Genomic DNA, 26629 nt, shown 5'->3' on the forward strand with positions numbered 1-26629 from the left:
GCACCGTCCCGCGCGACAAACGCCTTCGTTAGCACTCCGTGCTGCCACCGCCCCCTATGGGGGAGGAATTTCTGAACCACCCTCCCCTTTCGCCCCGCCATCCGCTAGGCTCGCGCGCATCCGCCCGCGCTTTCACGACGGGCACCGAAATATCCTCAGGAGCCTTGCTTGACCGATCAGACCGAAGCCGACCTCACCGGCACCACCCCGCGCCGCAATCCCAAACCGCCGATCGAGGAAATTGGTGGGCGCAAGTTGAAGCCGTCGACACTGATGATGGGCCACGGCTTCGATCCGGTGCTGTCCGAAGGCGCGCTGAAGCCGCCGATCTTCCTGACCTCGACCTTCGTCTTCCCCAATGCGGCGGCGGGCAAGCGCCATTTCGAAGGCGTCACCGGCAAGCGTCCGGGCGGTGCCGATGGCCTCGTCTATTCGCGCTTCAACGGCCCCAATCAGGAAATTCTCGAGGATCGGTTAGGCGTCTGGGAAGAAGCCGAGGATGCGCTGAGCTTTTCGTCCGGCATGTCGGCAATCGGCACCTTGTTCCTGACCTTCGTCCAGCCCGGCGACACGATCGTCCATTCCGGCCCGCTCTATGCCGCGACCGAGACGATGATCGCCAAATTGCTCGGCAAGTTCGGGGTGAAATGGCTCGATTTCCCCGCAGGTGCGACGCAGGATGAGATCGAAAAGGTGATGGAAGAGGCCAAGTCGACTGGCCGCGTCCCGCTCATCTATCTCGAAAGCCCGGCCAACCCCACCAACGCCCTGGTCGACGTCCAGGCCGTCGCCGCCGCGCGCGATGCGGTGTTCGGCGAACTGGAAGAAAAACCGCCGATCGCGATCGACAACACCTTCCTGGGGCCGCTGTGGCAGCAACCACTGAAGCACGGCGCGGACATGGTCGTCTATAGCCTGACCAAATATGCGGGCGGGCATTCCGATCTGGTCGCGGGCGGCGTCGTCGGCACCAAGAAGCACATGGACATGATGCGGTCGATCCGGAACACGCTGGGCACCATCTGCGATCCCAATACCGCGTGGATGCTGCTGCGAAGCCTGGAAACACTCGAACTGCGCATGACCCGCGCGGGCGAGAATGCGGTCAAGGTCTGCGAATTCCTGAAGGATCACGCCAAGGTCGAAAAGGTCGGCTATCTCGGCTTCCTGAAGGATGATCGCCAGGCCGACATTTACGCCCGCCACTGCACCGGCGCGGGCTCGACCTTCTCGCTCTATCTGAAGGGTGGCGAGCGCGAGGCGTTCGCGTTCCTCGATTCATTGAAGATCGCAAAGCTTGCGGTCAGCCTGGGCGGGACCGAGACCCTGGCGTCCGCACCCGCCGCAATGACGCATCTGTCGGTGCCCGACGAGCGCAAGCTGGCGCTGGGCATCACCGACAACCTCGTGCGCATTTCGATCGGAGTCGAGGATGCCGACGATCTGATCGCCGATTTCGACGCGGCGCTTGCCGCCATCTGACGTGACGAGTGGAAGGAAATCCATGTTTGCAAATAGATGGGCGCTCGGCGCCGTGGGTGCGGTGTCGCTGGGTCTGGCCGGTGTCGTCGGTGCCAATCTGATCAAACGGCAGGCGGCTCCCGCTCCTGCCGCGGCCGCAACTACCGATGCTGATCCGACACTCTGGGTGGTCAAGGATGACGACACAACGATCTATCTGTTCGGGACGGTTCACGTCCTGCGCCCCGGCCTTTCCTGGTTCGACGAAGCGGTAAAGACTGCGTTCGACGCCAGTGACGAAGTCGTGCTGGAACTCGTGATGCCCGACGATGCAACCGCGCAGGCGGCGGTCATGAAACACGCGGTCAACACCAGCGGCACGACGCTGACCGCGATGCTGCCCGAGGACGAGCGTGCGGCCTATCTTCAGTCTTTGACCAATATCGGAGTTCCGCCCGCCGCTCTGGACCAGTATCAGCCGTGGTTCGCGGCGACCAACCTGTCGATCATGACGCTGATGAAGGCCGGATACGACGCCAATAGCGGCGCGGAAAAGGTCATCACCGCCGCTGCCAAGGAAGCCGGGAAGCCCGTCACGGGGCTGGAGACGATGGACCAGCAGCTTGGATTCTTCTCGGGCCTGTCGCAGCAATCGCAGATCGCGCTACTCACCAGCACGGTCGAGGAATTGCCCAACGCCACGAAGATGACCGACGACATGGTCGCCAAATGGGGCGCGGGCGATCCGCAGGGGCTGGGCGAGTTGATGAACGAAAGCCTGCGCGAGACGCCCGAATTGTCGAAGGTGCTGCTCGCCGATCGCAACGCCCGCTGGGCAGAGTGGATCAACACGCGCATGGCCAAGCCCGGCACCGTGTTCATCGCGGTCGGCGCAGGCCATCTGGCGGGTAACGACAGCGTCCAGGCGATGCTCGCCAAGCGCAAGCTGACCGCGACGCGCGTCGATTATTGATGCGCCGCATCGCCGGAGTCGAACTGGGTGGCACGAAGTGCGTCGCGCTGCTCGGCTCCGGTCCCGACGACGTGATCGACAGGCTGCGCGTACCGACCACCACGCCCGATGAAACACTTAGCGTGTTGCGCGCAAAGCTGGACGAGTGGGCGGCGGTGCCGGGATTCGATGCGATCGGCATCGCCTCGTTCGGGCCGGTCGATCTCGATCCTGCCAGTCCGCATCATGGCTGCATCGTCGGCACGACCAAACTGGGCTGGGATTTTGCCCCCGTGCTGGCGGCGTTATCCGACGGGCTAAGCGTTCCCGCGCAAATCGAAACGGACGTCAACGGCGCGGCGCTGGCCGAAGCCCGCTGGGGCCATGCTGGCGATGGACTGTCGATCTATATCACGATCGGCACCGGCGTCGGGGTCGGTGTGGTGCAAAACGGCCAGCCGATCCACGGGCGGCTGCATGGTGAGGCGGGTCATCTGAAAGTGCCGCGCACCAACGGAGACGGCTTTCCGGGCACCTGCATCTATCATGGCGATTGCGTCGAAGGGCTGATTTCCGGGCCTGCGCTGGGGCGGCGGTTCGGCTGCGATCCCGCGACCGTCGCACCGGCTCATCCGGTCTGGGATCATGTCGCGCACGACCTGTCGCTACTGCTCCATAACCTCATCATCTCACTCGGCCCCGAACGGATCGCGATCGGTGGTGGCGTGATGGGTGGCAAGGACTGGCTGTTCGATCGCGTGCGGGCGCGGTTGGCGCGCAGTCTGGGCGGCTATGGCGCGTTTGGCGGCTGGGCGGAGACAATCGAGCGCCGGGTAGGACCGCCGGGACTTGGCGATATGGCGGGGCCATTGGGGGCGATCGCGGTAGGTTTGGGATCGTCCGGTCTCCGCTGACTTCCAACCTCGTACACCTGCGGAAGCAGGAGTGTTGGCAGCAGTCGAAACACTGGTGGCCCGCGCTCCTGCTTCCGCAGGAGTCCTTCCTCCTTCACGCGTTCAAACATATCCTCAAAGCAGCAACCGTTCCCGCGGTTCGCGCGGCGGCGGCATATTCCCACGCCGCCGCGCCAGTTCCTGTTCGGCCGTGTAGCGCACGTCGGCATCGCGATCGCCCAGGAAGCCGTTCAGCGAATCCTCGCCGATCTCGTGCCATTCCTTGCCGCGATCTGGGCCGAAACGGACGCGCGGCAGCAGGCCCGGCAGTCGCGACCATTCTATCAACTGCTGCACGCCGAACTCGTTGAGCAGATCGCGCAGCAGGAACGCGGTGACATAGGCGTCGGGAAAGGCGCGATGGATTGGAAGCCCACGCTCGTGAATCATGCCCTCCGGCTTGCGCCAATAGCGGAGCATCTGATTGGAAAATCCAGGAATCTCGGGCCAGGCGCGCATTGCGCATTTCCAGGTGCATATCCATTCCGCACCCTTGGTCAGCGACGCGGTGCAATACTGCTGCTCGAAGTCTGCCCGGTGCGCGGCAAGTGCCACGCGACGCGGCCAGGGGTTCAGGGCGGGCCGGGCGACATCGATGAACCACGGCGCGTCGGCGACATCCTCGTCGCGGATATGGTGCACCGCCATCGTCAGCGGCGGGATGGCGCGGCCCGGATTGACCAGCGTCGCGCCGCCTTCGCCATCGATTTCCCAGCGACCGTCCGCGTCCAGCGCGACGTCCTGCCACCCGATCTCGCATACCGCGTGGGTGGGCGGAGCTTGGCCCGTGGTTTCCAGGTCGATGACGCGGATGATCTGGCGTTGCTGGGGGGGACGCATGACCCCCATGTGGGGGATAGCGACGCGCGATGCCAGTGTTTGTGGTTTGGGGTGACTGCGGCCGCCCCACACGACCCGTTACCCCGGCCTTATTCCGGGGTCCACCAAACCGCTCGCGCAATGCACACTCATTCGCCAATTGCCCGCCGCACGGTGGACCCCGGCACTACGGCCGGGGTGACGGATCGTCTGCGTCAGTCTCTCAGATCAATGCCCCGCTTGCGGACCCCGCTCGACACCACTTGCGGCAAGCTGCGCGTCGATCTGCGCCATCAGCCGGTCCAACCCCGCCTGATCGTTCGATTCCGCACGCGCGACCAACACGTCCTGCGTGTTCGACGCCCGCAGCAGCCACCAGCCGTCATCGGTATTCACCCGCGCGCCATCGGTGCGATCGACCTTGGCCCCGTCCTTTTCCAGCCGGTCGAGCACTTCGGTCACGATGTCGAACTTGCGGCTTTCATCGACCGTGAAGCGCATTTCGGGGGTGTTGACCAGCGCGGGCATTTCGCTGCGCAACTGGGTCATCGACTTGCCGATCACATGCAGCGCCCTGATCACCTGGACCGCCGCATATTGCGCGTCGTCGAACCCGTAATAATCCTGCGCGAAAAAGATGTGGCCGGACATCTCGCCCGCCAATGGCGCGCCAGTTTCCTTCATTTTGGTCTTCACCAGGCTATGCCCGGTCTTCCACATCACCGGCTTTCCGCCCAACTCGGCAATGCGGTCGTAGAGCATCTGCGACGCCTTCACGTCGGCGATGATCGTCGCCCCCGGTTCCTGACGCAGCACGGGTACGGCCAGAATGGACAGAAGCTGATCGCCCCACACCACGCGGCCTTCGCCGTCGATCGCGCCGATCCGGTCGCCGTCGCCATCGAAAGCCAGTCCGAAATCGAGCTGCTTTTCGGCGACGAGCCGCTTCAGATCCTCCAGATTCTTCTCTTCGGTGGGATCGGGATGATGGTTGGGAAAATTGCTGTCGACATCGGTGAACAGCAAATGATGCTCACCCGGCAACAGCTTGGTCAGCTTTTCGATCACCGGACCCGATGCGCCGTTCCCGGCGTCCCAGCCGATGCGGTAAGTGCCACCCGAATAGCCGGCCATCAGCCGCCCGACATATTCGTCCTCAATATCGACGTCGCTGACGGTCCCGCGCGTCTCGGCTTCTTCCCAGTCACCGTTTTCCGCCAGGCGTCCGAGTTCCTGAATGTCGGACCCGTAAAATGGCGCGTGCTGGAACACCATCTTGAAGCCGTTATAATCGCTGGGATTATGGCTGCCGGTTATCTGAATGCCGCCATCCACTTCTAGCGTTGCCTCTGAGTAGTAGAGCATCGGCGTGGGTCCCAGCCCGACGCGCACCACATCGACGCCGCTGGTGGTCAGGCCGTCGATCAACGCCATTTCCAGTTCGGGCGAGGATTCGCGCCCATCGCGTCCGACCGCGACCCGCGTGCCGCCCGCACGGCGCAGCAGAGTCGCGAAGCCGCGCCCGATCGCGCGCGCATCTTCGGGGCCGAGCGTGCGACCGACGATGCCGCGGATGTCATATTCACGAAGCGAAGTGGGGTTGAAACGGTGCGTCAATGAAACCTCCCAGTGGCCGGACGGCCTGTTGCGGGTTCAATTCGTGACGGACGCGAAAAGTTCAACCGGTTTGTGGTGCTGTGCGGGATTGGCGCGGTGAGGTGGGGCTCTGCAATCCATCCCTCCCACGCCGTTGGTGTCGAGTAGGGTTCGAGCTTGTCGAGAACCCGTATCGACACAGCGTGTGTTGGCTTCCCTCCCTCGATACGCCTTCTCGACAAGCTCGAAGGCTACTCGGGACGAACGGGGTGGGAGATGAGGGGTAGTGGGGAAAAGCGTCGTCCCCCTACCCCAACCGCTTCAACAACACATCACGTGCCGCATTCAACCGCTGGGTCAAATCCGCCGACCCGCCCTTGTCGGGATGCACCGCGCTCACCAGCCGCCGGTGCGCCGCACGGATCGCGTCCGCATCGGCCTCCGCCGAAACGCCCAGCACCGCGCGCGCCTCGCCTTCGGACATCGCGGGCTTGGGACTGCGCTTCAACCACCAGATGACGACCGCGGCAAGCGCAAGGATAAGGAGTATCTTGCCCATTACGCGACCAGTTGCGGCTGGACTGGAGAGGTCTCGGGCAAGGCCATGCCGGAAATCATCTCGCGCACTTCCTGCCGCGCGGCGACATGGCTCAACCCCATCTGTCCGAATTCCTTGGAATCGAGCATCGTCAGCCCCTGGGGGAACAACTCGCGATAGATGACCCGTTCGGACAGCCCCGGAATGACGCGAAACCCGACCCGCTTGGACAGCGATTCGATCGCTTCCTGAACGCGTCGCATGTTGCGCGCCTCGATATGCTGGAGCCGGTTGCGCAGCACGATCCAGTCGATCGTCGCCCCGTCCGCCTTTGCCCGCTTTTTGCGCGATTCCCAGATCAGCTCGGAATAGAAGCTGGGGCGCGTCACCTTGAACGTGTCCGGATCGACCTGGCCGATCAGGTCGAAATCGACGAAGCTGTCGTTCATCGGCGTGATCAGCGTGTCGGCGTTGGTGACGGCGATGCGCGCGAACTGGTCGTCGCGGCCCGGCGTGTCGATCACCAGATAATCCGCGCCCTTCGCCAGTTCCTCGAGGTGCCCGTTGAACACTTCCATGCTCTCGCCGTCGTGCGTCGCATAGCGCGGCATCGGCAAGTCGCGGCCCGTCCGCTTGATCGTCGCGAGCCGATTGTCGAGATAGCGGCCCAGCGTCCGCTGGCGATGGTCGAGGTCAAGCGCGGAAACCCGCGCGCCCTTGGCGGCAAGTGCGATCGCGGTGTGGACCGCAGTCGTCGATTTGCCGGTCCCGCCCTTTTCATTCGCGAACACGATGACGTGCAGCCGCCCCGAACCACCACTTGCCACGAGAAGACTTCCTTTGTTGATCGCCGCGGCCCCCACCCATAGTAAGCGCGGCTCCACCTCTCCTACCCGAAGGGCGCGAGCCTGTGCAAACCATCCGTGACCTTGACGCCCTGCGAACCACGACCGCCGCGTTCCGCGAGGCCGAGGAAAGTGTCGCGCTGGTGCCGACGATGGGCGCGCTCCATGCCGGGCATATCGCGCTGGTCGAGGAAGCGAAACGGACGGCGGCGCGCGTGATCGTCTCGATCTTCGTCAACCCGCTGCAATTCGGACCCAACGAAGACCTGGCCCGCTATCCCCGCCGCGAACAGACCGATGCGCGGATGCTGACCGAGGTCGGCGCGGACGTGCTGTGGGCGCCGCCGGTCGAGGTGATGTATCCGAACGATTTCGCGACCAATATCAGTGTGTCCGGGATCAGCGAAGTGCTGGACGGCGCGCACCGCCCCGGCCATTTCGATGGTGTGGCGACGGTGGTGGCAAAGCTGTTCACGCAGACCCAGGCCGACATCGCGCTGTTCGGGGAGAAGGATTTTCAGCAACTCGCGGTCATCCGCCGGATCGTCGCGGACCTGAATCTGCCCATCGACGTGCGCGGGTTTCCGACCCAACGCGAGGATGACGGATTGGCGCTGTCGTCGCGCAACATCTATCTCTCCGACAAGGACCGCGCCGCCGCCGTCGCACTGCCCCGCGCATTGGGCGTGGCGGCACGGCGGATCGAACAGGGCGACGATGCCGCCGCCGCGCTCGATCAGGCGCGCGCCAGCTTGAAGGCGGCGGGCTTTGCCATCGATTATGTCGAACTGGTCGATGCCGAGACGCTCGGCGCGCCCGATCCGGCGCGCGCGATGCGGCTGCTGGCGGCGGCGAAACTGGGCGGCACCCGCCTCATCGACAACGTCGCCGTCATTGTTTCCGAACAGGGTTAACGCCGTTAACCATTTGTAGAGACTGTCCCGCCACTCTGTCCCTCAGGGGACCATTGGGGGTTAGTGACATGGGCAGCAGCCTGAAAAGCGCACAATATCTGATCGACAGCCGGATGCTGGAAGCCGCAAGCGGCTGTTCCGAAGCGTGCCACGATCTGGGCATCTTTTACTCGAGCGGTGCCGAGGGCACCGACATCGACCTGATCGAAGCGCATAAATGGTTCAACATCGCGGCAATGCGCGGCAACGAACGCGCGCAGGAATGCCGCGCCGAGATTTCCGAAGACATGACCGCGCGCGAGATCGCCGAAGCGCAGAAACAGGCGCGTGCGTGGTTGCAGATGACGACGGCTAGGGCTGCTTGATCCGTCCATTCCTCCCCCCTCTGGGGGAGGTGGCAGCGCGAAGCGCTGACGGAGGGGGTGCGGCGAGCGCCACCTTCACGTTCAAACCGACAACGTTTGGGGCGAACCCCCTCCACCGCCTACGGCGGTCCCCCTCCCCCGACGGGGGAGGAATTAGTCGGCCTTCTTCGCTGGCGCTTTCTTTGCAGCAGGCTTCTTCGCCGCCGCCTTTTTCGGCGCAGCCTTTTTCTTCGCGCCCTTCTTTGCCGGCGCCGCCGCGGCCCGCGCATCGATCAACTGCGCTGCTTCTTCCAGCGTCAGCGCATCCTTCTCCACCGATTTGGGGATCGTCGCATTGGTTTCGCCATCGGTGACATAGGGACCATAACGGCCCTCCATCAGCTTGATCTCGGCCTCGGTGCGCGGATGCTTGCCCAGAATCTTGAGCGGTTCGCGCGCCGCGCCGCGTGCCGGACGCCCGCCATTCGCAGCGGCCTCCGCCAGCTTGACCACCGCCGCGTTCATGCCCGTCTCGAACACCTCGGCAGTGGATGTCAGCCGCGCATATTTGCCTGCATGTTTCAGATACGGCCCATAACGCCCGATCGCCGCCTCGATCGGCTCGCTCGTTTCGGGATGATTGCCGATGGTGCGCGGCAGCGACAGCAGCTTCAGCGCCCATTCCAGGTCGAGGTCACCCGGCAAGTCCTTGGGGATCGATGCGCGCTTGGCTTCCTTGCCTTCGCCCAATTGAATGTAGGGGCCGAAGCGTCCGGACTTGCGCTCGACCGGCAGCCCGGTTTCGGGATCGTTGCCCAGCGTCTCCGGTGTCGCATCGCCATTGTCGCCCTCGCCACCCGGCTGCGCGAAGCGTCGCGTGAATTTGCAATCCGGGTAGTTGGAGCACGCCACGAACGCGCCGAACCGCCCGCCGCGCAGCGCCAACCGCCCCTCGCCGCAATTGGGGCACAGCCGTGGATCGCTACCATCGGCCTTGGCGGGGAAGAGATAGGGTTCGAGGAAGGTGTCGAGCTCGGCCGTCACTTCGGACGGCTTGAATTCCATGACCTCGGTCGTGCGCGGTTTGAAATCCGCCCAGAACGCATCGAGCACCGCCTGCCATTCGGCGCGCCCGCCCGACACATCGTCCAGTTCGTCCTCGAGCCCCGAGGTAAAGTCGTACGACACGTATTTCTCGAAGAAACGCTCGAGAAACGCAGTCAGCAGCCGTCCGCTTTCCTCGGCGAAGAAGCGGTTCTTCTCCACGCGAACGTAGTTGCGGTCCTTCAACACCTGGATGATCGACGCATAAGTCGATGGACGCCCGATGCCGAGCTCCTCCAGACGCTTGACCAAAGACGCTTCCGAAAAACGCGGCGGCGGCTGGGTGAAATGCTGTTCGGCGTCGACGCCCTTTTTCGCGGGCGAATCCCCCGAGCGCAGCAGCGGCAGCCGCTTCGAATCCTCGTCGGCGCTGTCGTCCTGGCCTTCCTCGTAAAGCGCGAGATAACCGGGAAAGAGCACGACCTGACCCGTGGCGCGCAATGCGTGCCGACCGGTACCGTCCTCCATCTCGATCGAGGTGCGCTCCATCCGCGCCGACGCCATCTGGCTTGCCATCGCGCGCTTCCAGATCAGGTCATAGAGGCGTGCATGGTCGCCCGAGCCTAGCTTGTCCTTGCTGAAATCGGTCGGGCGGATCGCCTCATGCGCTTCCTGCGCATTCTTCGCCTTGGTCTGATACTGCCGCGGCTTGTCGGGGACATAGCCACCGTCGTAGCGGTTCGTGATCGCCCGCCGCGCATCGTCGATGGCCGATCCGTCCATTTGGACGCCATCGGTTCGCATATAGGTGATCGCGCCATCCTCGTAGAGGCCCTGCGCGATCCGCATCGTATGGCTGGCCGAAAAGCCCAGCTTGCGCGCTGCTTCCTGTTGCAGGGTAGAGGTGGTGAAGGGCGGCGGCGGGTTGCGCGTCGCAGGCTTGGTCTCGACGGTCGTGACCGAGAAATTACCCGCCTCGACCGCCACCTTGGCGCGGTTCGCAGTCGCGCCGTCACCGATCGTCAGCCGCTCGATCTTTTCGCCCTCGAAGCGCACCAGCCGCGCGTCAAACGCGGTGCCGTCAGCTTCCAGGTGCGCGGTGACCGACCAATATTCCTGCGCGGTGAACCCTTCGATCTCACGCTCGCGCTCGACGATCAGACGCAGCGCGACCGACTGGACCCGACCCGCCGACTTGGCACCCGGCAGCTTGCGCCACAGCACCGGCGACAGCGTGAAACCGACGAGATAATCGAGCGCGCGACGTGCCCGATAGGCATCGATCAGGTCGGTATCGAGCGCACGCGGACGCTGCATCGCCTCGGTCACCGCGGCCTTGGTGATCGCGTTGAACGTCACCCGATCGACCTTCGCCGGCAGCGCCTTTTTCTTGGCCAGCACTTCCTGGACATGCCAAGAAATCGCCTCGCCCTCGCGATCCGGATCGGTCGCGAGGATCAGTCGGTCTGCGCCCTTGGCGGCATCGGTGATCGCCTTGAGCTGCTTGGCCTTGTCGCCATAGGTTTCCCATTCCATCGCGAAGCCGTCGTCGGGGTTCACCGACCCGTCCTTTGCAGGCAAGTCGCGGACATGGCCGTAGGAGGCGAGCACCTTGAAGTCGCCACCCAGATATTTCTCGATGGTTTTGGCCTTGGCCGGCGATTCGACGATGACGAGCTGCATGAGCGAAAATGGTCCCTTACGTGTACGCGCGAGAGTGGTAGGGAGGTAGGCGCGCCGTCAAGCACACGCCAGAGGCTTTTCGTTAACCCTTGATCGGGCATGAAACGCGGCGGGGAGCCCATCGATGTATTCGTTCGAACGCCTGATCCGCGAACATGCCGAAATCACCACGCTTGCGCGCACGCTGACTCGCGCCATTGAGGCAGGTGAGTCAGCCAACGCGCGGTACGTCGCGCTGAAGGCGCTGGCGCACGACCTTGCAGACCATCTGGCACGCGAGGATGCCGATCTGTATCCCGCGCTAATGCTGAGTGTCGACGAAGGTGCCGCCAGCGCCGCGCGCGACGCGGTCGAGAAATTTGAAACATTGGCGACCGACTGGGGCGACTATACCACGCGTTGGACCCGAGACGACATCGCCGCCGACGGTCCAGGCTTTGCAGCGGCGAGCGCGGAAATATTGGGCCGACTGGCCGCACGGGTGAAGGTGGAGAACGACCTGCTCTATCCGCTCGCGCTGCGCGCCGCACAGATCACGCTGCGCGAGGAACAGATCGCGGCCTGACTGGTCGAACTTAACAGGATCAAACAACCCCGTAAGCTCAAACCAAACTGACGCGCCCGCCCGCGTGGCGTTCCAACTTGCCAGCAAGTTCCAATTCCAGCAGCACCGTCTGAACGATCGCAGGCGGCAAACCGCTCTGACGGATCAGTTCGTCTACCGCGACCGCGACTGGCGACAGCAGGTCGATCACAGCACCTCGCTCTCGATCGCTAGCATCACTGGCGGGCGGCGGCGGGGTGTAGGCGCCGGTTGGCGAACGCAGCGCGCGCGCATCGATCGGGCGAATCGCCTCCAGTATGTCGGCGGCGCTCTGCACCAAAGTCGCGCCTTCGCGAATCAGCAGGTTGCAGCCCTGCGCGCGGGGATCGAGCGGGCTGCCGGGCACCGCCAGCACGTCGCGCCCCATTTCTCCCGCCAACCGCGCGGTGATTAGCGAGCCCGATTTGGGCGCGGCCTCGACCACCACCGTCGCCAGCGATGCGCCCGCGATGATGCGGTTGCGCCACGGGAAATGGCGTGCGCGTGGCTCTGCCCCCGGTGGCTGTTCGGCAACCAGCAGGCCACGCAATGCCACCGCTTCCTGCAATTCGGCGTTTTCGGGTGGGAAGGCGATATCGATGCCGCTGGCGATCACCCCCACCGTGCCGCCGTCGACCGACCCGATATGCGCGGCGGTGTCGATCCCGCGCGCCAGGCCGGAGACGATCGTCACGCCTTCGTTCGACAAGGCATAAGCGAGATCACGCGCGAACCGGCGTGCGGCGGCAGACGCATTGCGCGCGCCAACCATCGCGATGCAGGGGCGTGCGAGCAGGCCGGTGTCGCCGCGCACCATCAGCGCGGGGGGTGCCGAATCGATCTCACGCAACAACTGCGGATAATCTGCGTCGTCGATGAACAGGTAACGTGCACCCAGTTGCTCGACCCGCGCGATTTCGCGTTCCACCAAGCCAAGCGCCGCAATCTCCGGAGGCTTGCCTCCACCGCGCGCCGCCAGCATCGGCAGCGCGTCCAACGCGGCCTCCGCCGTGCCGAACCGCGCGACAAGTTGCGCATAGGTGACGGGGCCGATCCGGGGCGAACGCAACAGGCGGAGCTTGGCGATCCGCCCATCCACCCGCGCATCGCCGTCAGCCACGCGCGCGACCGATCCTCGGTTCGTTTCCGGCGAACAGGCGGTCGATATTCTCGCGGTGCTTCCACAGGCAAATAAGGGCAAGGCCGATCAGCAGCAGCACGATGTCGAATCGTCCGAAGAACGCGGCGGCCACGGGCGCACTCACCGCAGACAACATCCCCGCGACCGACGAGATGCGCAGGCCCGCCAGCAGTCCCAGCCATACGATCGCATAGACCACACCGACCGGCCAGTGCAGCGCCAAGACGATGCCCATCAGCGTCGCGACCCCCTTGCCTCCCTTGAATTTGAGCCACACGGGATAGCAGTGCCCGACGAACGCCGCCGCCGCGGCCAGCGCTTCGTTGCCCGGCCAAAGCGCCGCGGTGATCCACACCGCGACCGCACCCTTCAACAGATCGAGCAGCAGCGTCGCCGCTGCCAATCCTTTGCGACCGGTGCGCAGCACGTTGGTCGCGCCGATATTGCCCGATCCAATCTCACGCAGATCGCCCGCCCCGCTCATCCGCGTCAGCAGCACGCCGAACGGAATCGATCCCAGCAGATAACCGAGCAACAGCGCCATCGCAGGCGCGATCCAGAGGATTTCAGTCGGCAATCGGCGCTCCCCGCATTTCAGGAGCGATATTATTGATTTGATTGTCGAAGCGCAACAATATCACGCGCATGCGAACGCCTCACCCGGCGCGGCGGCTTTCATCAGTCTTCGTGATCGCTGAATAGCGTGCCGCCATGGTCAGGTGTACGCGTCGTGCACAATCGTCCTTGGCCGAATCGGCCAGTTTCCGCGCCTGCGCCTCACGCCTGCGGTAATATTCGAGCTGTGTGGTTTCCATGTCTGCCCTCCCGAGGGGCTCGCCCGATGCGCCTGAACGGAAGGTCCACGAGTCGCATCCGGCGATGTCGCTTTTGTACCACAAACCAAGCATGGATCGCTTGATCGAGGGCAAGATCGCCCTCGCTTCATCGGATTTGCGGCACGCAGTGATCGGCCCTTTGATCTGGAAATGGCGTGAACTTGCCGCTAAGGGCTCATCCGTCATGACCAGCGAAGCGACCCCCGCGCCCGTTTTAGACTATGGCCGCGTCTTTTCGCAGGCGATCGATCGCCTGCACGCCGAAGGCCGCTACCGCGTCTTCATCGATATCCTGCGCAACAAGGGCGCATACCCTAATGCGCGCTGTTTCGCCGGGCATAACGGGCCGAAGCCGATCACCGTGTGGTGTTCGAACGACTATCTGGCGATGGGCCAGCACGCGACCGTCATCGAAGCGATGGAAGAGGCGCTGCACAATGTCGGCGCAGGGTCGGGCGGCACCCGCAACATCGGCGGCAACACGCATTACCACATCGACCTGGAAACCGAGCTGGCCGACCTGCACGGCAAGGAAGCGGCGTTGCTCTTCACCTCGGGCTATGTCTCGAACGAGGCAACGCTGTCGACGCTGGCCAAACTGCTGCCGGGCTGCATCGTTTTTTCGGACGAGCTGAACCACGCGTCGATGATCGCGGGGATTCGTCATTCGGGCTGCGAAAAGCGCGTGTTCCGCCACAACGATCTGGCGCATCTCGAAGAATTGCTCGCCGCCGAAGATCCGCTGGTGCCCAAACTGATCGCGTTCGAAAGCGTCTATTCGATGGACGGCGACGTCGCGCCGATCCACGCGATTTGCGACCTGGCCGACAAATATAACGCGCTCACCTATCTCGACGAAGTTCATGCCGTCGGCATGTACGGCGCGCGCGGCGGCGGGATTTCGGAACGCGACGATGCAGCCAGGCGCCTGACGATCATCGAAGGCACGCTGGGCAAGGCATTCGGCGTCATGGGCGGCTATATCGCCGCCGATCGCACGATCATCGACGTAATCCGCAGCTATGCGCCCGGCTTCATCTTCACCACGTCGCTGTCGCCGGTGCTGGTCGCAGGCGCGCTGGCAAGCGTTCGGCACCTCAAGGCGTCAAGCGTCGAGCGCGAAGGTCAGCAAGCTGCCGCCGAGCGGCTCAAAACGATGTTCGGCGATGCCGGGCTGCCGGTCATGGCTTCGACCACGCATATCGTCCCGCTGATGGTCGGCGACCCGGTAAAGGCCAAGAAGATCAGCGACATCCTGCTCGCCGAATATGGCGTGTACGTCCAGCCGATCAATTATCCGACCGTCCCGCGCGGCACCGAACGGCTGCGCTTCACCCCCGGCCCGGCGCATGACCAAGCGATGATGGCGGAACTGACCCGCGCGCTGGTCGAAATCTGGGACCGGCTGGAACTGCGCGCCGCCGCTTGAACGCCGCGTTCGCTCTCACCCTGCTCGGTGCGGCACTGCTCGTCGCAGGCATGATGTGGATGATCCAACGGCAGGCGACCGATCCGTTCGCAGCCTTTCGCGAACGCCTGTCGCGTCAGGCGCTGACCGCCAGCCCGGCTGCGATCCTGACCGAAACGCTCGACGCGGTTACCGAGAAACTTGGCAATCCGGCGACCGATGCGTGGCTTTGGGAGCCCGGCGGCATGGTCAAGATGACGGCGCGCGGCGCAGGCGGTGAGTTTCCGATGCCAGAGGTCAATCCCTGGGCCGGGGTCGGCGATGCTTCATCGCCGGTCGCGTTCCTTTTGACTTTTGGCCCGGCTGGCATGATCCGCGTCGGACGCGGCGACTACCCCGCCCGCACGCAGGAAACCGCCAAGGCGCTGGTCCCTGCAGTCACCTCCGCGCTTGAGGCTGCCTTCCTTCGCCAGAAACAGGGCGAAGAGATCGATGCGTTAAAGGCCCGGCTGGACGCGTTGGAACGCGGAAGCCCCTAACCCGCCATCGTCATTCCCGCGAAGGCGGGAATCCATTTGCCTTTACGTCCACGCACTATCGAAGCCGATTGAGCTTATGGATTCCCGCCTTCGCGGGAATGACGGGAGGTTATGGACCCGTCCCCGACCAACTTCAGTCGCGACAATAACCCTCACCGGTCGTCACCGTCAGGCAGTCCTGTTTATCGAGCAGGTATTTCAAACCCGTCGCCTCGCCGTCGGTCGCGGTCAACAGGAACGTGCCGTCAGGGCGTGTAAAGCGGATGCCGTTGGCCACCGCGTCGCCGGGGAATGTCCCCGTGTCGTCAAGCGTATACTGCATTTCGAGCATGAACGCGCCATTGCCGCGTGCTGGATCGGGCTGAATGTCGAGGTACAGCCCCTCGACTCCTGTCCAGCGACCGACCCATTGGGCGGGGTCGACCGGTTCGACTGCGGTGATCATCTCGTCGCCGACGTTCATGGGCGCAGGCGTCTCGTTCGCCATTGCGTCGATCACACTGGTATCGACCGTGGCGTTCGGGATCGAATCGGTCGGCTCCACCGTGCCGCAAGCACCCAGTGCCGCGAGTAGTGCCATTGCCGTCATCGTTCTTGCCATCATTGCGTTCGCCCTCTCTCAATCACTGGCATCCGGTTTTCCCATCGCCTAAAGACTCGCAGCCATGGACACCACCCCTTCGCTTCGCATCGCCATCGCATCCGACCACGCCGCGATCGATTTGAAAGCACAACTGGTCGCTTGGTTGCAGGAAGCCGGGCACGACGTGATCGATCTGGGGCCGGACAGCGATGCGCGCGTCGATTATCCCGATTTCGGGTATAAGCTCGCCGCTGCGGTGGCCGACGGCTCGGCTGAGAAGGGCATCGCCTTGTGCGGATCAGGCATCGGCATTTCGATCGCGGTCAACCGCAACCCGGGCTGCCGCTGCGCGCTGGTCGGCGAGCCGCTGTCGGCAAAGCTGGCACGCGAGCATAACGACGCGAATGTGCTGGCGCTGGGCGCACGGCTAACCGGGCTCGATATGGCAAAGGCGTGCGTCGAGGCGTTCCTGACCACCGATTTCGGCGGCGACCGACACCAGCGTCGCGTCGATAAATTGAGCAGCCCGCCCGCCTGAAAAGCCGGGTGGCGTTCCGCCGCTGCCGAGCCTAGAGAGCCCATGAACCGTGGGCGTGCACGCCCCCACCGACTCACAGGCCAAAGAGGTTCCTTTTCGCGATGAGCACCAATCCGCAAACCCTATCCTCCGTCCAGCCGGATGGTTTCTTCACGCGCACTCTCGCCGATGCCGACCCTGCGGTCTTCGCGGGCGTCGCGCACGAACTCGAGCGCGAACAGACCCAGATCGAGCTAATCGCATCCGAAAACATCGTCTCGAAAGCGGTGCTCGAGGCGCAGGGGTCGGTGTTCACCAACAAATATGCCGAAGGCTATCCGGGCAAGCGTTACTATCAGGGCTGCCACCCGTCGGACGAGGTCGAAACGCTGGCGATCGACCGCGCCAAGCAATTGTTCGGCTGCGGCTTCGTCAACGTCCAGCCGCATTCGGGCGCGCAGGCGAATGGCGCGGTGATGCTGGCGCTGACCAAGCCCGGCGACACGATCATGGGATTGAGCCTCGACGCGGGCGGTCACCTCACCCACGGCGCAAAGGCGGCGCAGTCGGGGAAATGGTTCAACGCCATCCAATACGGCGTCGATCCGGAAACCCACCTGATCGATTTCGATGAAGTCGCGACCAAAGCGCGGGAGCATCAGCCCAAACTCATCATCGCAGGTGGCTCCGCCTATCCGCGCATCATCGACTTCGCCAAATTCCGCGCGATCGCGGATGAAGTCGGCGCGCTGTTCATGGTCGATATGGCGCATTTCGCTGGCATCGTCGCAGGGGGCCTGCACCCCTCGCCCTTCGAACATGCGCATGTCGTCACCACGACCACGCACAAGACGCTGCGCGGTCCCCGTGGCGGCATGGTGATGACCAATGACGAGGCCATCGCCAAGAAGATCAACTCCGCGGTATTCCCCGGCCTGCAGGGTGGCCCGCTGATGCACGTCATCGCCGCCAAGGCGGTCGCGTTCGGCGAAGCGTTGCAGCCCGATTTCAAGAGCTATATCGCGGCGGTCGTGGAGAACGCCAAGGTTCTGGCGAGCACGATGAAGGAACGCGGCGCGAACCTCGTCTCGGGCGGTACCGATACGCATCTCGCGCTGGTCGATCTGACCCCGCTCGGAGTCACCGGCAAGGACGCGGACGAGGCGCTGGAGCGCGCAGGCATCACCTGCAACAAGAACGGTATCCCCAACGATCCGCTGCCGCCGATGAAGACCAGCGGCATTCGCGTCGGCAGCCCCGCGGGCACGACCCGCGGTTTCGGCACCGCGGAGTTCCGCGACATCGGCAACATGGTCGCCGACGTGCTCGACGGATTGCGCGAAAAGGGCGAGGCCGGGGATCAAGCGGTCGAGGCGGACGTTCGTCAGCGTGTGCGCACGCTTTGTGCGCGCTTCCCCATCTATCAGGATTGAGAACTCTCATGACCGAAGACGAAAAGACGCTTGGCAAGAGCATGGCGAAATGGGGCGCGCTCGGCGCCGTAGTCGCGATCCCCGTGCCGTTCATCGGCCCGCTGATCGGGGCCGCTGCGGGCGCGGGCTATGCGTATTATAAGGCCAAGAAGAAGCCGGGCGCCTGAAGCCGATCGTCTGACAATGGCGCTAGCCCTTGCTTTCCACCCCGTTGGTGTCGAGTAGGGTTCGAGCGAAGTCGAGAACCCGTATCGAGACAGCGTGTGTAACGACCCTCCCTCGATACGCCTTCTCGACAAGCTCGAACGCTACTCGGGACGAACGGATTTTATCAGGATATGCGCTGCCCCTTCTGCACCCATGAAGACAGCCAGGTAAAGGACAGCCGCCCCGCAGAAGACGGCGCGGCCATCCGCCGCCGCCGCCAGTGCGAAGCATGCGGCGCGCGCTTCACCACGTTCGAGCGCATTCAATTGCGCGAACTGACCGTCCTGAAATCCGAAGACCGCCGCGAACCGTTCGAGCGCGAAAAATTGCTCCGCTCGGTGTCGATCGCCTGCCGAAAGCGCCCGATCGACCAGGCACGGATCGACAAGTTGGTGTCCGGCATCCAGCGTCAGTTGGAAACACAGGGCGAAGGCGAAGTCACCACCAACCGTATCGGCGAGATGGTGATGGAGGCGCTGAAGGGGTTGGACTCGGTCGCCTATATCCGCTTCGCGAGCGTCTATAAGGATTTCACCGAAGCACGCGATTTCGAGGAATTTGCGGGCACGGTGACCGAGGTCGGGCGAGGGTAGGATGCTCCTTTCACGAAACCACTCCATCTGACTAACGCAACCCCGGCCTCTTTGCCCCGAGCAAAGTCGAGCCTCCACCCCAGCCGTTCATTCCGAGTAACCTTCGAGCTTGGCGAGAAGGCGTATCGAGGGAGCGCCCCCACACGCATCGCCAACCAAGCTTGTCGAAAGCCGACCTCGCAGGATAAGGCACCACGATGACATTCTGGGCCTATATTATCCGCTGCTCGGACAGCCTTTACTATACCGGCCATACCGACGACCTCAAACGCCGGATCGCACAGCACCAGATGGGTGATGTTCCCGGTTTCACCAGCGTGCGCCGACCGGTCGATTTGATGTGGTCCGAATCCTTCTCAACGCGCGACGAAGCGCTGAACGCAGAGCGGAAAGTCAAAAATTGGTCTCGTCCGAAAAAGGAAGCACTGTTTCGCAGCGATTGGGCTGGCGTGTCCAAGGCGGCGCGAAAACCGGTTCGGAGCGAGGCGGTGGCTCCCTCGATACGCCTTCTCGACAAGCTCGAAGGCTACTCGGGACGAACGGGATTGGATGACGTGGAGATGGATGTGGGCCGAAATGCAACCCCCACCCCACCCCCGGTCATCATCCTCGTCCGCCCCCAGCTCGGCGAAAACATCGGCAAGGCCGCGCGTGCGATGCTCAATTTCGGCCTCACCGAAATGCGCCTCGTCGCCCCGCGCGACGGCTGGCCCAACCCATCCGCCGGCCCCGCCGCATCGGGTGCGGACATCGTCCTCGAACGCGCACAAGTGTTCGGCACGCTGGCCGACGCCGTCGCCGATTGCGGCCATGTCTATGCCACCACCGTCCGCAAGCGCGGCGTGACCAAACCGGTCGTCACCCCCGAACAGGCGGCGTCCGAAATCCACGCCGCCCCGGCCCGCTCCGCCATCCTGTTCGGTCCCGAACGATCCGGGCTGGAAACCGACGACGTCGCGGTCGCCCGCTCGATTATCACCGTACCCATCAATCCCGAATTCGGCAGCCTCAATCTGGCCCAGGCGGTGATCCTGGTCGCCTATGAATGGTCGAAGGGGCAGGCGCTGATTCAACCGCCCGCAACCGACCTGCTGCCCCCCGCCCCGCAGGATGAACTGGAGGGCCTGATCGAACATCTGGAGGGGATGTTGCTTAACTCAGGCTATTTCTATCCACCCGACCGGATGCCAGTCACCAAACGCACGCTGCGCGGCGTGCTGACGAAACCCGGCTGGAACACGCAGGAAGTGCGCACACTTCGCGGTGTGTTGTCGGTGCTGGACCGCCCGCGGCGGCGCTAACCCTATTCGGCCGCGACACGCGCATCGAAAGCGTCCAATTCATAAGCGATCGACGCCTCGACCAGCCGGTCCCAGATCGCGGCGATCTCGTCCGCCGGAATACCGCCTGCAACCGCTGCAGCACGCGCGTTGGCGATCACCTGCGCCTTGCGCGCTTCATCCCGCACAGCGCTGCGATCGGGCTTGATGCGCGCGGCGGCGTCCATATAGCCGAATCGCTCGACCAACAACGCCATCAGCGCATGGTCCACCGCATCCACGCCTGCGCGCACATCGGTCATGGTCATGCAATCGGTCGGGTTCACACGTTCACGGGTCATGCGCGCTTCTTTAACGGGTGACCCGACGATGCAAAGGGAGGAAATGGTGGGCTCGTCGGGATTCGAACCCGAGACCTACAGATTAAAAGTCCGTTGCTCTACCAACTGAGCTACGAGCCCGACCGAGCGCTCACCTAGGCGGGCGCGTTCGCCGGGTCAACCGGGCGCGAAGCTGGCGCAGCGTCAATTTGGTGATCGGATCGCGCCAGTCGGGGGCGATCGACGCCGCAGGACCGATCACGAAGTCGCGAACGCGAAAACCGATATGCGGCACGACGAGTCCCGGCGACGCCCAGCCGCCGCCCGACCACAGGATGATGTCCAGGTCGATGACCCGCGATCCCCAGCGCTGGCCACGACGCCTTCCGAAATCGCGCTCGATCGATTTCAACCGGGCGAGCAGCACAGGTGGTGCCTCGTCACTCTCGACCACGCACGCGGCATTGGCGAAACGCCGGATCGAGGGGCCGATGGCGGGTGTATCGGTGACGGGCGAGGCGGCGATCACGCCACCCAGCGCAGCGATGCCTGCGCGCACTTCGTCCGCAGGCGCGCCGTGTCGGCCTCGTCGATTCGATCCGATCGCGATCAGATAGGTTGAGCTTGCCACCCAAGACCGCCTATCGCCGATCCATGTTCGTGCCCAGCCCCCTGCCCGCCACCGAGCCCCCGCGCGACTGCCCGCGTTGCCCGCGCCTGGTGGCGTTCCGCGACGAACTGCGCGTGGAACATCCCGACTGGTGGAACGCGCCGGTCAATGCGTTCGGCGATCCGGATGCCTGGCTTGCGATCATCGGCCTCGCCCCCGGAAAGCACGGCGCAAACCGCACGGGTCGGCCGTTCACCGGCGATTATGCCGGTGACCTCCTATTCGCGACGCTGGCCAAGTTCGGCTTCACCGAGGGCACGTACGACGCGCGTCCCGACGATGGGTTGCAGTTGAAGGGTGCGATGATCATCAACGCCGTCAAATGCCTGCCGCCGCAGAACAAGCCGACGCCCGAGGAAATCCGTACCTGTCGCCCGTTTCTGGAAGCGCAGGCGAACAACCTGCCCAATGCGCGCATCTTTGTGGCGCTCGGCCAGATCGCACATCAATCGGCGGTCAAGATATTGGGCGGGCGACTGCCCAAGGCCAAGTTCGGACATCTCGCCGAACACCGGCTGCCGGGCGGACAGGTGCTGATCGATAGCTATCACTGCTCGCGCTACAACACGAACACCGGACGGCTGACCGCAGAGATGTTCGAGGCGGTGTTTGCGCGTGCGCTGGACGTGCGCGCGGCGCTTACGACTTGATGCGTCCTGCCGGTCAGGCTGGTCATCGCACGCGTTCGTGTTAGTCTGTGCGCGGGTTCGATCATGACAGGAGGCAATCCGATGTTGATGCTTATGGCGGCGCTCATACTCCCGATATTTGCTTCGCAAGCACAGTCCGCGCCTAAGGCCGTCACCGCCGATACGTGCACGGAAATGAAATTCCATCGCGCGGACGAACCGTTGACGCCACACGCGACCGAGCCGCTCAATCGCCAACCGCTGGCGAGGGAAGAAAAAACGGTGATGTACCGAGAGGGCAAGTGCGTGAGCGCGATCCTGGTGCAAGAAAATGTCGGCACCGAGCAACGCTAACGATCTGAACATGTACCAAGTCTGGCGCGCGATGACCGATGCCGATCTGGACGGCGTGGTCGCGGTCGCGCGGATCGCCTTTCCCGACCATTTTGAGGATCGCGACTGTTTCGCCGAGCGGCTGACGCTGTATCCCACCGGATGTCGGGTGCTGACCAATGCTGCGGGGGCAGTCGTCGGATACGGCATCGCCTATCCGTGGGTGGAGAGTTCGATGCCGCCGCTGAACGCCACGATCGGTGCGTTGCCGCGCGATGCGTCGCTGCTCTATCTGCACGACTTGGCGTTGATGCCGGAGGCACGGGGCAGCGGTGCGGCACGGGGCTTTGTCGGATGGCTGGTGGATCACGCGCGCGCCGAGGGGCGGTCACGGATCGCTTTGGTCGCGGTCAACGACGCCGCGCCATTCTGGGAGGGGCAGGGCTTTGCAGGCCTCGACAGCCCGGCATTGCGCGGGAAACTGGCCAGTTATGGCGACGATGCCCGCTACATGGTGCGAGCGCTCCCGCCCTCAGATATCCTGGACCAGCCGTCCGTATAGCTCCGGCCGCCGGTCGCGGAAAAAGCCGAAGGCGGCGCGGTGCCGCTTGATCCGGTCCAGGTCTAGCGTCGCGGTAATCACGCCTTCGTCCTCGCGGCCCAGTTCGGACAGGATGTCGCCGCGCTCGTCGGTGATGAACGACGTTCCGTAGAAACGCTGACCATGCTCCACGCCCACCCGGTTGGCGGCGACCACCGGCACGACGTTCGACACTGCATGGCCGACCATCGCGCGCCGCCATAGCCGTGCGGTGTCCAGACTGTCGTCATGCGGCTCGCTGCCGATCGCGGTCGGATAGAAGAGCAGTTGCGCACCCATCAGCATCATCGCGCGCGCGGTTTCGGGATACCATTGATCCCAGCAAACCCCGACGCCCAGCGTCCAACCCGGCGCGCTCGGCGGCGCGGGCCAGGTCTTGAACCCGGTATTGCCGGGGCGGAAATAGAATTTCTCCTCATAACCCGGACCATCCGGAATATGGCTCTTGCGATACACGCCCTGCACTTCGCCGTCCGGCCCGATCATCGCCAAGCTATTGTAGTGATGCGGCCCATCGGCCTCGAAAAAGCTGGTCGGAATGGTCACGCGCAGCGCTTCGGCCAGCGCCTGCATCGCCAGCACCGCCTTGTGCTCGCCCACGGGTGCGGCGTTCGCGAACAGCGCTTCGTCCTCGACCCGGCAGAAATATTCGCCTTCGAACAATTCGGGCGGCAGGATCACCTGCGCGCCGCGCGCGGCGGCCTCCTTCACCAGCCGCGAGACGTTGGCGATGTTCGCATCGATATCGTTCGAGAAGCCGAGTTGCAGCGCGGCGACGGTAATCTGGGTCATGTCGTCCTTCTTCTCCCCTCCCACTTGTGGGAGGGGTCGGGGGAGGGCCTGTCGGGTCGGCGCCGCGCGTGCGGACATGCCCTCCCCTAGCCCCTCCCGCAAGCGGGAGGGGAATTAGGTGCTCGGCACCTGCTGGCTGATACAGTGGAAACTGCCGCCACCCGTCAGGATATGGTCGGCGCGCTGCCCCACCACCTGCCGATCGGGGAAGATCACCTGAATCGCCGCCACCGCCGCCGCGTCATTGTCCGCACCATATAAGGGCACCACCACTGCGGCATTGCCGATATAGAAGTTCATGTAGCTCGCCGGGATCACATCTTCCTCATCATTGAGGATGCGCCCTGGAGAAGGGATGTGGACGACCTCGACGCCGAACGCCTCCGCGCGCATCGCCGCATCCTGATAGACGCGCCAATTCGGATCGTTCTCCGCCGCTTCAGGCAAAGCCAGTCGGTTCGGCCCGACGAACCGCGCCAGATTGTCGACATGCCCGTCGGTATGGTCGTTGTAGAGCCCGTCGCCCAGCCACAGCACGCGCGTGTACCCCAAGTCGCTTGCCAGCCGCGCCTCGATATCGGCTTGCGTCAAATCGGGGTTGCGATTGCGATTGAGCAAGCATTGCTCGGTGGTCACCACCAACCCGGTGCCGTCGCCGTCGATCGCGCCGCCTTCGAGCACCCAGTCGTGCGACGCCAGGCGCATCCGCCGCGATGCTGCCAGCCGCGCGCCGATCGTGTCGTCACCCGGCAGGTCGTATTTGCCGCCCCAGCCGTTGAAGCCGAAATCATGCGCGCGCCCGTCGCCGCCGATGATGGGCGCGGTGTCGCGCAGCCAGATGTCGCCGAACGGCTCGATCACGACCTTCGCAAAATCCCCCGCCATATCGCGCGCCGCGCCCGCCGCTTCGTCGTCGGCGGCAACCAGGATCACCTGCTCGCCGCGTCCGTCAGCGTGGACCGCGCGCGCAAAGGCCACCACTTCGGCGCGCGCGGGCTCCAGATCGTCGACCCATAATTCGCCATGGCTGGGAAAGCCGATCCAGACGGCATCATGCGGAGCCCATTCGGGCGGCGGCGGCGGATTGCTCATGGCGCGAGGATTTAGGGGGTCACGAGGATTTGCGAAAGGGGTAGCGTAAACGCGCGCCCCCACCCACACCGTCACCCCGGACTTGTTCCGGGGTCCACCAAGCGGCATGTCGAGCCGCAAACCCGCTGATACTGCGTGCGCGGCTTAGTGGACCCCGGCACTCCGGCCGGGGTGACGGCGCGTGGAGGCGGCGACCCGTTATTCCACCTCCGCCCGGCTGGCATCGCGAACGGCGCGGAACTCATCCCCCGCTACCCAGTTCGGCCACGCATTCCCTTCCGCCAATTGCCGCGACAGCGTGTAGTAAGCGCGCAGATCCTGCATCGCCCCGCCCCAGTCCCAATTAGGATCATATTCGTCGCCCGGTGCGTGATAGATTTTCGCCCGCGCCGTCGAATAAACCTTGTGCGCCGCCTCGCCGCCCTCGACCAGGTCCGACCCCGCGCCGCCATACAGCATCGGCACGCCCTTTTGCGCGAAGGCGAAATGGTCGCTGCGGTAATAGCCGCCCGCCGCCGGATTGCCTGCGGGCTCCAGCACGCGGTTCTGCGCGGCGACGATCGGGCGCAACATCGCCTCAAGCTCCGACTTGCCCGGCCCGACGATCCCGTAATTCCGCGTCGCACCCGCCATCGGCAGCGAATCGACATTCACCCCGCCCACCGTCTTGTTCAGCGGAAACACCGGATTGGCGGCATAATATTTCGCCCCCAACAGCCCCGATTCCTCCGCGGTCACCGCCATGAAGGCAAGCGTGCGCTTGGCCGGACCCGCCTTGGCATGCGCCTCGGCCAGCGCGACCATCGCCGCGGTCCCGGTGGCATTATCGATCGCGCCGTTGCAGATATCGTCGCCGTCCACCGCGTCGCAGCGGCCCAGATGATCCCAATGCGCAGTGTGCATCACCACTTCGTCGGGCCGCTCGGTCCCGGGAAGAATCGCGATGACATTCTTCGACGCCTGACGCCGCACATTGCTCTTGAACGATGTCGATGCCGTCAGCCCCAGCGGCACCGCCTTGAAACCGGGCCGCGCGGCGGCCGCGGACAGCGCCTCGAAATCCTGCCCCGCGCTCGCGAACAGCGTCTTGGTCGCGTCCAGCTGCAGCCATCCGATGGCCTGCGACGCGCCGACTTCCGCGCCTTCCATCTGCCATTGCGGCCCCGTCCATGACGACTGCACGACGTTCCAGCCATAGGAAGCGGGCTCGCTCTGATGGACGATGATCGCAGCGGCTGCCCCCTGACGCGCGGCTTCCTCATATTTGTAGGTCCAGCGCCCGTAATAGGTCATCGCCTTGCCCCCGAACGTCCCTTCGAGCCCCTCGGTCTGCCAGTCGGGATCGTTGACCAGGATGACGACCGTCTTCCCCTTCACGTCCACGCCCGCATAGTCGTTCCACCCCCGCTCGGGCGCGTTGACCCCGTAACCGACGAACACGACCTCGCTGTCCTTGAGCGAAATCGAGGGATCGAGCCGATAGCTCGCCACCACCATGTCGGTGCGATAGTCGAACGACAGCGGCGTCTTGCCCCCGGCGAACACCAGCGGTTGCACGTCGCTCGCGGTAATCTCGACCAGCGGCACCTCCTGGAACCAGCTGCCGTTGTTGCCCGGCTTCAACCCCGCCTTCTCGAACGCCTGCGCAAGCAGCGCGACGGTCTTTTCCTCGCCCGGTGTGCCCGGTGCGCGGCCTTCGAATTCGTCGGAGGACAGCCGCTCGGTCAACCTCTTGAGCGTCGCCTCGCTGATCGGGGCTTGCGGCGCGGTCTGCGCGAGCGCGGGCGTGGTGGCGAGGAGGAAGGCCGAAAGCGACAAGGCGAAACGCATGGGGGCGGAGTCTCCGGTGGGTGGTTTAAACAGGTTATAGCCAACCCCGCACCGGTGTCGATTGATCTACGGATATCTGACCGGCATTGGGTT

At 64.2% G+C, this 26629-nt stretch carries 30 protein-coding genes and 1 tRNA gene; 16 read left to right on the forward strand and 15 right to left on the reverse strand.

Annotation, left to right across the window (positions count from 1 at the left end; translation table 11 throughout):
• Positions 1-168: 168 nt before the first annotated feature.
• Genes ENHY17A_RS07900 through ENHY17A_RS07910 form a run of 3 tightly spaced genes read left to right on the forward strand, consistent with a single transcriptional unit; the run spans position 169 to position 3327 of the window.
• Positions 169-1482 carry a cystathionine gamma-synthase family protein gene (locus ENHY17A_RS07900; protein WP_159711656.1) on the forward strand — a complete coding sequence of 438 codons (1314 nt, stop codon included), beginning with the start codon at positions 169-171 and terminating at the stop codon, positions 1480-1482.
• A 22-nt stretch (positions 1483-1504) separates the two neighbouring features.
• Positions 1505-2434, forward strand: a complete 930-nt coding sequence (locus ENHY17A_RS07905) for a TraB/GumN family protein (protein WP_159711658.1) — start codon at positions 1505-1507, stop codon at positions 2432-2434.
• The gene (locus ENHY17A_RS07910; RefSeq protein ID WP_159711660.1) at positions 2434-3327 is read left to right on the forward strand and encodes an ROK family protein; all 894 of its coding nucleotides are present in this window, start codon (positions 2434-2436) and stop codon (positions 3325-3327) included. The genes ENHY17A_RS07905 and ENHY17A_RS07910 overlap by 1 nt, the downstream gene beginning before the upstream one ends.
• Positions 3328-3441: 114 nt before the next feature.
• Here ENHY17A_RS07910 and ENHY17A_RS07915 read toward each other — a convergent pair whose 3' ends face one another.
• The 4 genes from ENHY17A_RS07915 to ENHY17A_RS07930 all read right to left on the reverse strand — a co-directional run bounded on the left by ENHY17A_RS07915 (position 3442) and on the right by ENHY17A_RS07930 (position 7146).
• On the reverse strand, positions 3442-4206 hold the full coding sequence (locus tag ENHY17A_RS07915; RefSeq protein WP_159711662.1) for an exonuclease domain-containing protein: 765 nt from the start codon (positions 4204-4206) through the stop codon (positions 3442-3444).
• A gap of 207 nt (positions 4207-4413) precedes the next feature.
• Positions 4414-5802 carry a phosphoglucomutase/phosphomannomutase PgmG gene (gene pgmG / locus ENHY17A_RS07920; protein WP_159711664.1) on the reverse strand — a complete coding sequence of 463 codons (1389 nt, stop codon included), beginning with the start codon at positions 5800-5802 and terminating at the stop codon, positions 4414-4416.
• A 286-nt stretch (positions 5803-6088) separates the two neighbouring features.
• Positions 6089-6340 carry a J domain-containing protein gene (locus tag ENHY17A_RS07925; RefSeq protein ID WP_159711666.1) on the reverse strand — a complete coding sequence of 84 codons (252 nt, stop codon included), beginning with the start codon at positions 6338-6340 and terminating at the stop codon, positions 6089-6091.
• Positions 6340-7146, reverse strand: a complete 807-nt coding sequence (locus tag ENHY17A_RS07930; RefSeq protein WP_201296363.1) for a division plane positioning ATPase MipZ — start codon at positions 7144-7146, stop codon at positions 6340-6342. Before ENHY17A_RS07930 ends, ENHY17A_RS07925 begins: the two co-directional genes overlap by 1 nt.
• An 83-nt stretch (positions 7147-7229) precedes the next feature.
• Here ENHY17A_RS07930 and panC point away from each other — a divergent pair, with 83 nt between their 5' ends.
• Positions 7230-8078, forward strand: coding sequence for a pantoate--beta-alanine ligase (gene panC / locus ENHY17A_RS07935; RefSeq protein WP_159711668.1), 849 nt, complete (start codon positions 7230-7232; stop codon positions 8076-8078).
• 68 nt (positions 8079-8146) lie between these two features.
• Complete coding sequence (locus ENHY17A_RS07940; protein WP_159711670.1) at positions 8147-8443, forward strand: hypothetical protein; 297 nt, start codon at positions 8147-8149, stop codon at positions 8441-8443.
• Positions 8444-8596: 153 nt separating this feature from the next.
• On the opposite strand, the gene topA is transcribed toward ENHY17A_RS07940, so the two are convergent.
• Positions 8597-11149 (reverse strand): type I DNA topoisomerase, encoded by a 2553-nt coding sequence (gene topA, locus ENHY17A_RS07945; protein ID WP_159711672.1) that lies wholly within the window; start codon positions 11147-11149, stop codon positions 8597-8599.
• Between the two features lie 124 nt (positions 11150-11273).
• On the opposite strand from topA, the gene ENHY17A_RS07950 reads away from it, so the two are divergent.
• Complete coding sequence (locus tag ENHY17A_RS07950; protein WP_159711674.1) at positions 11274-11714, forward strand: hemerythrin domain-containing protein; 441 nt, start codon at positions 11274-11276, stop codon at positions 11712-11714.
• Between the two features lie 37 nt (positions 11715-11751).
• On the opposite strand, the gene dprA is transcribed toward ENHY17A_RS07950, so the two are convergent.
• From dprA to ENHY17A_RS07965, 3 genes are all read right to left on the reverse strand, one after another.
• Entirely contained in the window at positions 11752-12852 is a 1101-nt protein-coding gene (dprA, locus tag ENHY17A_RS07955; RefSeq protein ID WP_159711676.1) for a DNA-processing protein DprA, read from the reverse strand.
• Positions 12845-13450, reverse strand: a complete 606-nt coding sequence (gene plsY / locus ENHY17A_RS07960; protein WP_236547812.1) for a glycerol-3-phosphate 1-O-acyltransferase PlsY — start codon at positions 13448-13450, stop codon at positions 12845-12847. The genes dprA and plsY overlap by 8 nt, the downstream gene beginning before the upstream one ends.
• 79 nt (positions 13451-13529) lie before the next feature.
• Positions 13530-13688, reverse strand: coding sequence for a hypothetical protein (locus ENHY17A_RS07965; RefSeq protein ID WP_159711678.1), 159 nt, complete (start codon positions 13686-13688; stop codon positions 13530-13532).
• A gap of 205 nt (positions 13689-13893) precedes the next feature.
• Between ENHY17A_RS07965 and hemA the strand changes: the two genes are divergently transcribed.
• Positions 13894-15138, forward strand: coding sequence for a 5-aminolevulinate synthase (gene hemA / locus ENHY17A_RS07970; RefSeq protein ID WP_159711680.1), 1245 nt, complete (start codon positions 13894-13896; stop codon positions 15136-15138).
• Positions 15135-15656, forward strand: a complete 522-nt coding sequence (locus ENHY17A_RS07975; RefSeq protein ID WP_159711682.1) for a hypothetical protein — start codon at positions 15135-15137, stop codon at positions 15654-15656. Before hemA ends, ENHY17A_RS07975 begins: the two co-directional genes overlap by 4 nt.
• A gap of 133 nt (positions 15657-15789) precedes the next feature.
• Here ENHY17A_RS07975 and ENHY17A_RS07980 read toward each other — a convergent pair whose 3' ends face one another.
• Positions 15790-16245 (reverse strand): hypothetical protein, encoded by a 456-nt coding sequence (locus ENHY17A_RS07980; RefSeq protein ID WP_159711684.1) that lies wholly within the window; start codon positions 16243-16245, stop codon positions 15790-15792.
• Between the two features lie 76 nt (positions 16246-16321).
• Between ENHY17A_RS07980 and rpiB the strand changes: the two genes are divergently transcribed.
• The 5 genes from rpiB to ENHY17A_RS08005 all read left to right on the forward strand — a co-directional run bounded on the left by rpiB (position 16322) and on the right by ENHY17A_RS08005 (position 20290).
• Positions 16322-16777: a ribose 5-phosphate isomerase B gene (gene rpiB, locus ENHY17A_RS07985; protein ID WP_159711686.1), complete on the forward strand. Its 456-nt coding sequence runs from the start codon at positions 16322-16324 to the stop codon at positions 16775-16777.
• Between the two features lie 101 nt (positions 16778-16878).
• Positions 16879-18189 (forward strand): serine hydroxymethyltransferase, encoded by a 1311-nt coding sequence (gene glyA, locus ENHY17A_RS07990; RefSeq protein WP_159711688.1) that lies wholly within the window; start codon positions 16879-16881, stop codon positions 18187-18189.
• 8 nt (positions 18190-18197) lie between these two features.
• On the forward strand, positions 18198-18356 hold the full coding sequence (locus ENHY17A_RS07995) for a hypothetical protein (protein ID WP_201296364.1): 159 nt from the start codon (positions 18198-18200) through the stop codon (positions 18354-18356).
• Between the two features lie 171 nt (positions 18357-18527).
• Complete coding sequence (nrdR, locus tag ENHY17A_RS08000; protein ID WP_159711690.1) at positions 18528-18989, forward strand: transcriptional regulator NrdR; 462 nt, start codon at positions 18528-18530, stop codon at positions 18987-18989.
• Positions 18990-19186: 197 nt separating this feature from the next.
• Positions 19187-20290: a TrmH family RNA methyltransferase gene (locus tag ENHY17A_RS08005; RefSeq protein ID WP_159711692.1), complete on the forward strand. Its 1104-nt coding sequence runs from the start codon at positions 19187-19189 to the stop codon at positions 20288-20290.
• A 2-nt stretch (positions 20291-20292) separates the two neighbouring features.
• Here the strand turns inward: ENHY17A_RS08005 and ENHY17A_RS08010 are convergent, their stop codons facing one another.
• The 3 genes from ENHY17A_RS08010 to folK all read right to left on the reverse strand — a co-directional run bounded on the left by ENHY17A_RS08010 (position 20293) and on the right by folK (position 21220).
• On the reverse strand, positions 20293-20610 hold the full coding sequence (locus ENHY17A_RS08010) for a chorismate mutase (protein WP_159711694.1): 318 nt from the start codon (positions 20608-20610) through the stop codon (positions 20293-20295).
• 44 nt (positions 20611-20654) lie between these two features.
• Positions 20655-20730, reverse strand: a tRNA-Lys gene (locus ENHY17A_RS08015).
• Positions 20731-20740: 10 nt separating this feature from the next.
• A complete protein-coding gene (folK, locus tag ENHY17A_RS08020; protein WP_159711696.1) occupies positions 20741-21220 on the reverse strand; it encodes a 2-amino-4-hydroxy-6-hydroxymethyldihydropteridine diphosphokinase in 480 nt (159 codons plus the stop codon).
• A gap of 23 nt (positions 21221-21243) precedes the next feature.
• Between folK and ENHY17A_RS08025 the strand changes: the two genes are divergently transcribed.
• The 3 genes from ENHY17A_RS08025 to ENHY17A_RS08035 all read left to right on the forward strand — a co-directional run bounded on the left by ENHY17A_RS08025 (position 21244) and on the right by ENHY17A_RS08035 (position 22783).
• A complete protein-coding gene (locus ENHY17A_RS08025) occupies positions 21244-21909 on the forward strand; it encodes a uracil-DNA glycosylase (RefSeq protein WP_159714326.1) in 666 nt (221 codons plus the stop codon).
• A gap of 81 nt (positions 21910-21990) precedes the next feature.
• A complete protein-coding gene (locus ENHY17A_RS08030; RefSeq protein ID WP_159711698.1) occupies positions 21991-22242 on the forward strand; it encodes a hypothetical protein in 252 nt (83 codons plus the stop codon).
• 10 nt (positions 22243-22252) lie between these two features.
• A complete protein-coding gene (locus ENHY17A_RS08035; RefSeq protein ID WP_236547813.1) occupies positions 22253-22783 on the forward strand; it encodes a GNAT family N-acetyltransferase in 531 nt (176 codons plus the stop codon).
• On the opposite strand, the gene aguB is transcribed toward ENHY17A_RS08035, so the two are convergent.
• From aguB to ENHY17A_RS08050, 3 genes are all read right to left on the reverse strand, one after another.
• Complete coding sequence (gene aguB / locus ENHY17A_RS08040) at positions 22754-23614, reverse strand: N-carbamoylputrescine amidase (protein ID WP_159711700.1); 861 nt, start codon at positions 23612-23614, stop codon at positions 22754-22756. The two genes, ENHY17A_RS08035 and aguB, sit on opposite strands and share 30 nt — an antisense overlap.
• Positions 23615-23728: 114 nt before the next feature.
• Positions 23729-24706, reverse strand: coding sequence for an agmatine deiminase family protein (locus ENHY17A_RS08045; protein WP_159711702.1), 978 nt, complete (start codon positions 24704-24706; stop codon positions 23729-23731).
• Between the two features lie 198 nt (positions 24707-24904).
• Positions 24905-26536 (reverse strand): M28 family metallopeptidase, encoded by a 1632-nt coding sequence (locus ENHY17A_RS08050; RefSeq protein ID WP_159711704.1) that lies wholly within the window; start codon positions 26534-26536, stop codon positions 24905-24907.
• Between the last annotated feature and the right edge of the window lie 93 nt (positions 26537-26629).

The sequence above is a fragment of the Sphingomonas sp. AX6 genome, from assembly GCF_902506605.1.
Taxonomy (GTDB): Bacteria; Pseudomonadota; Alphaproteobacteria; order Sphingomonadales; family Sphingomonadaceae; genus Sphingomonas.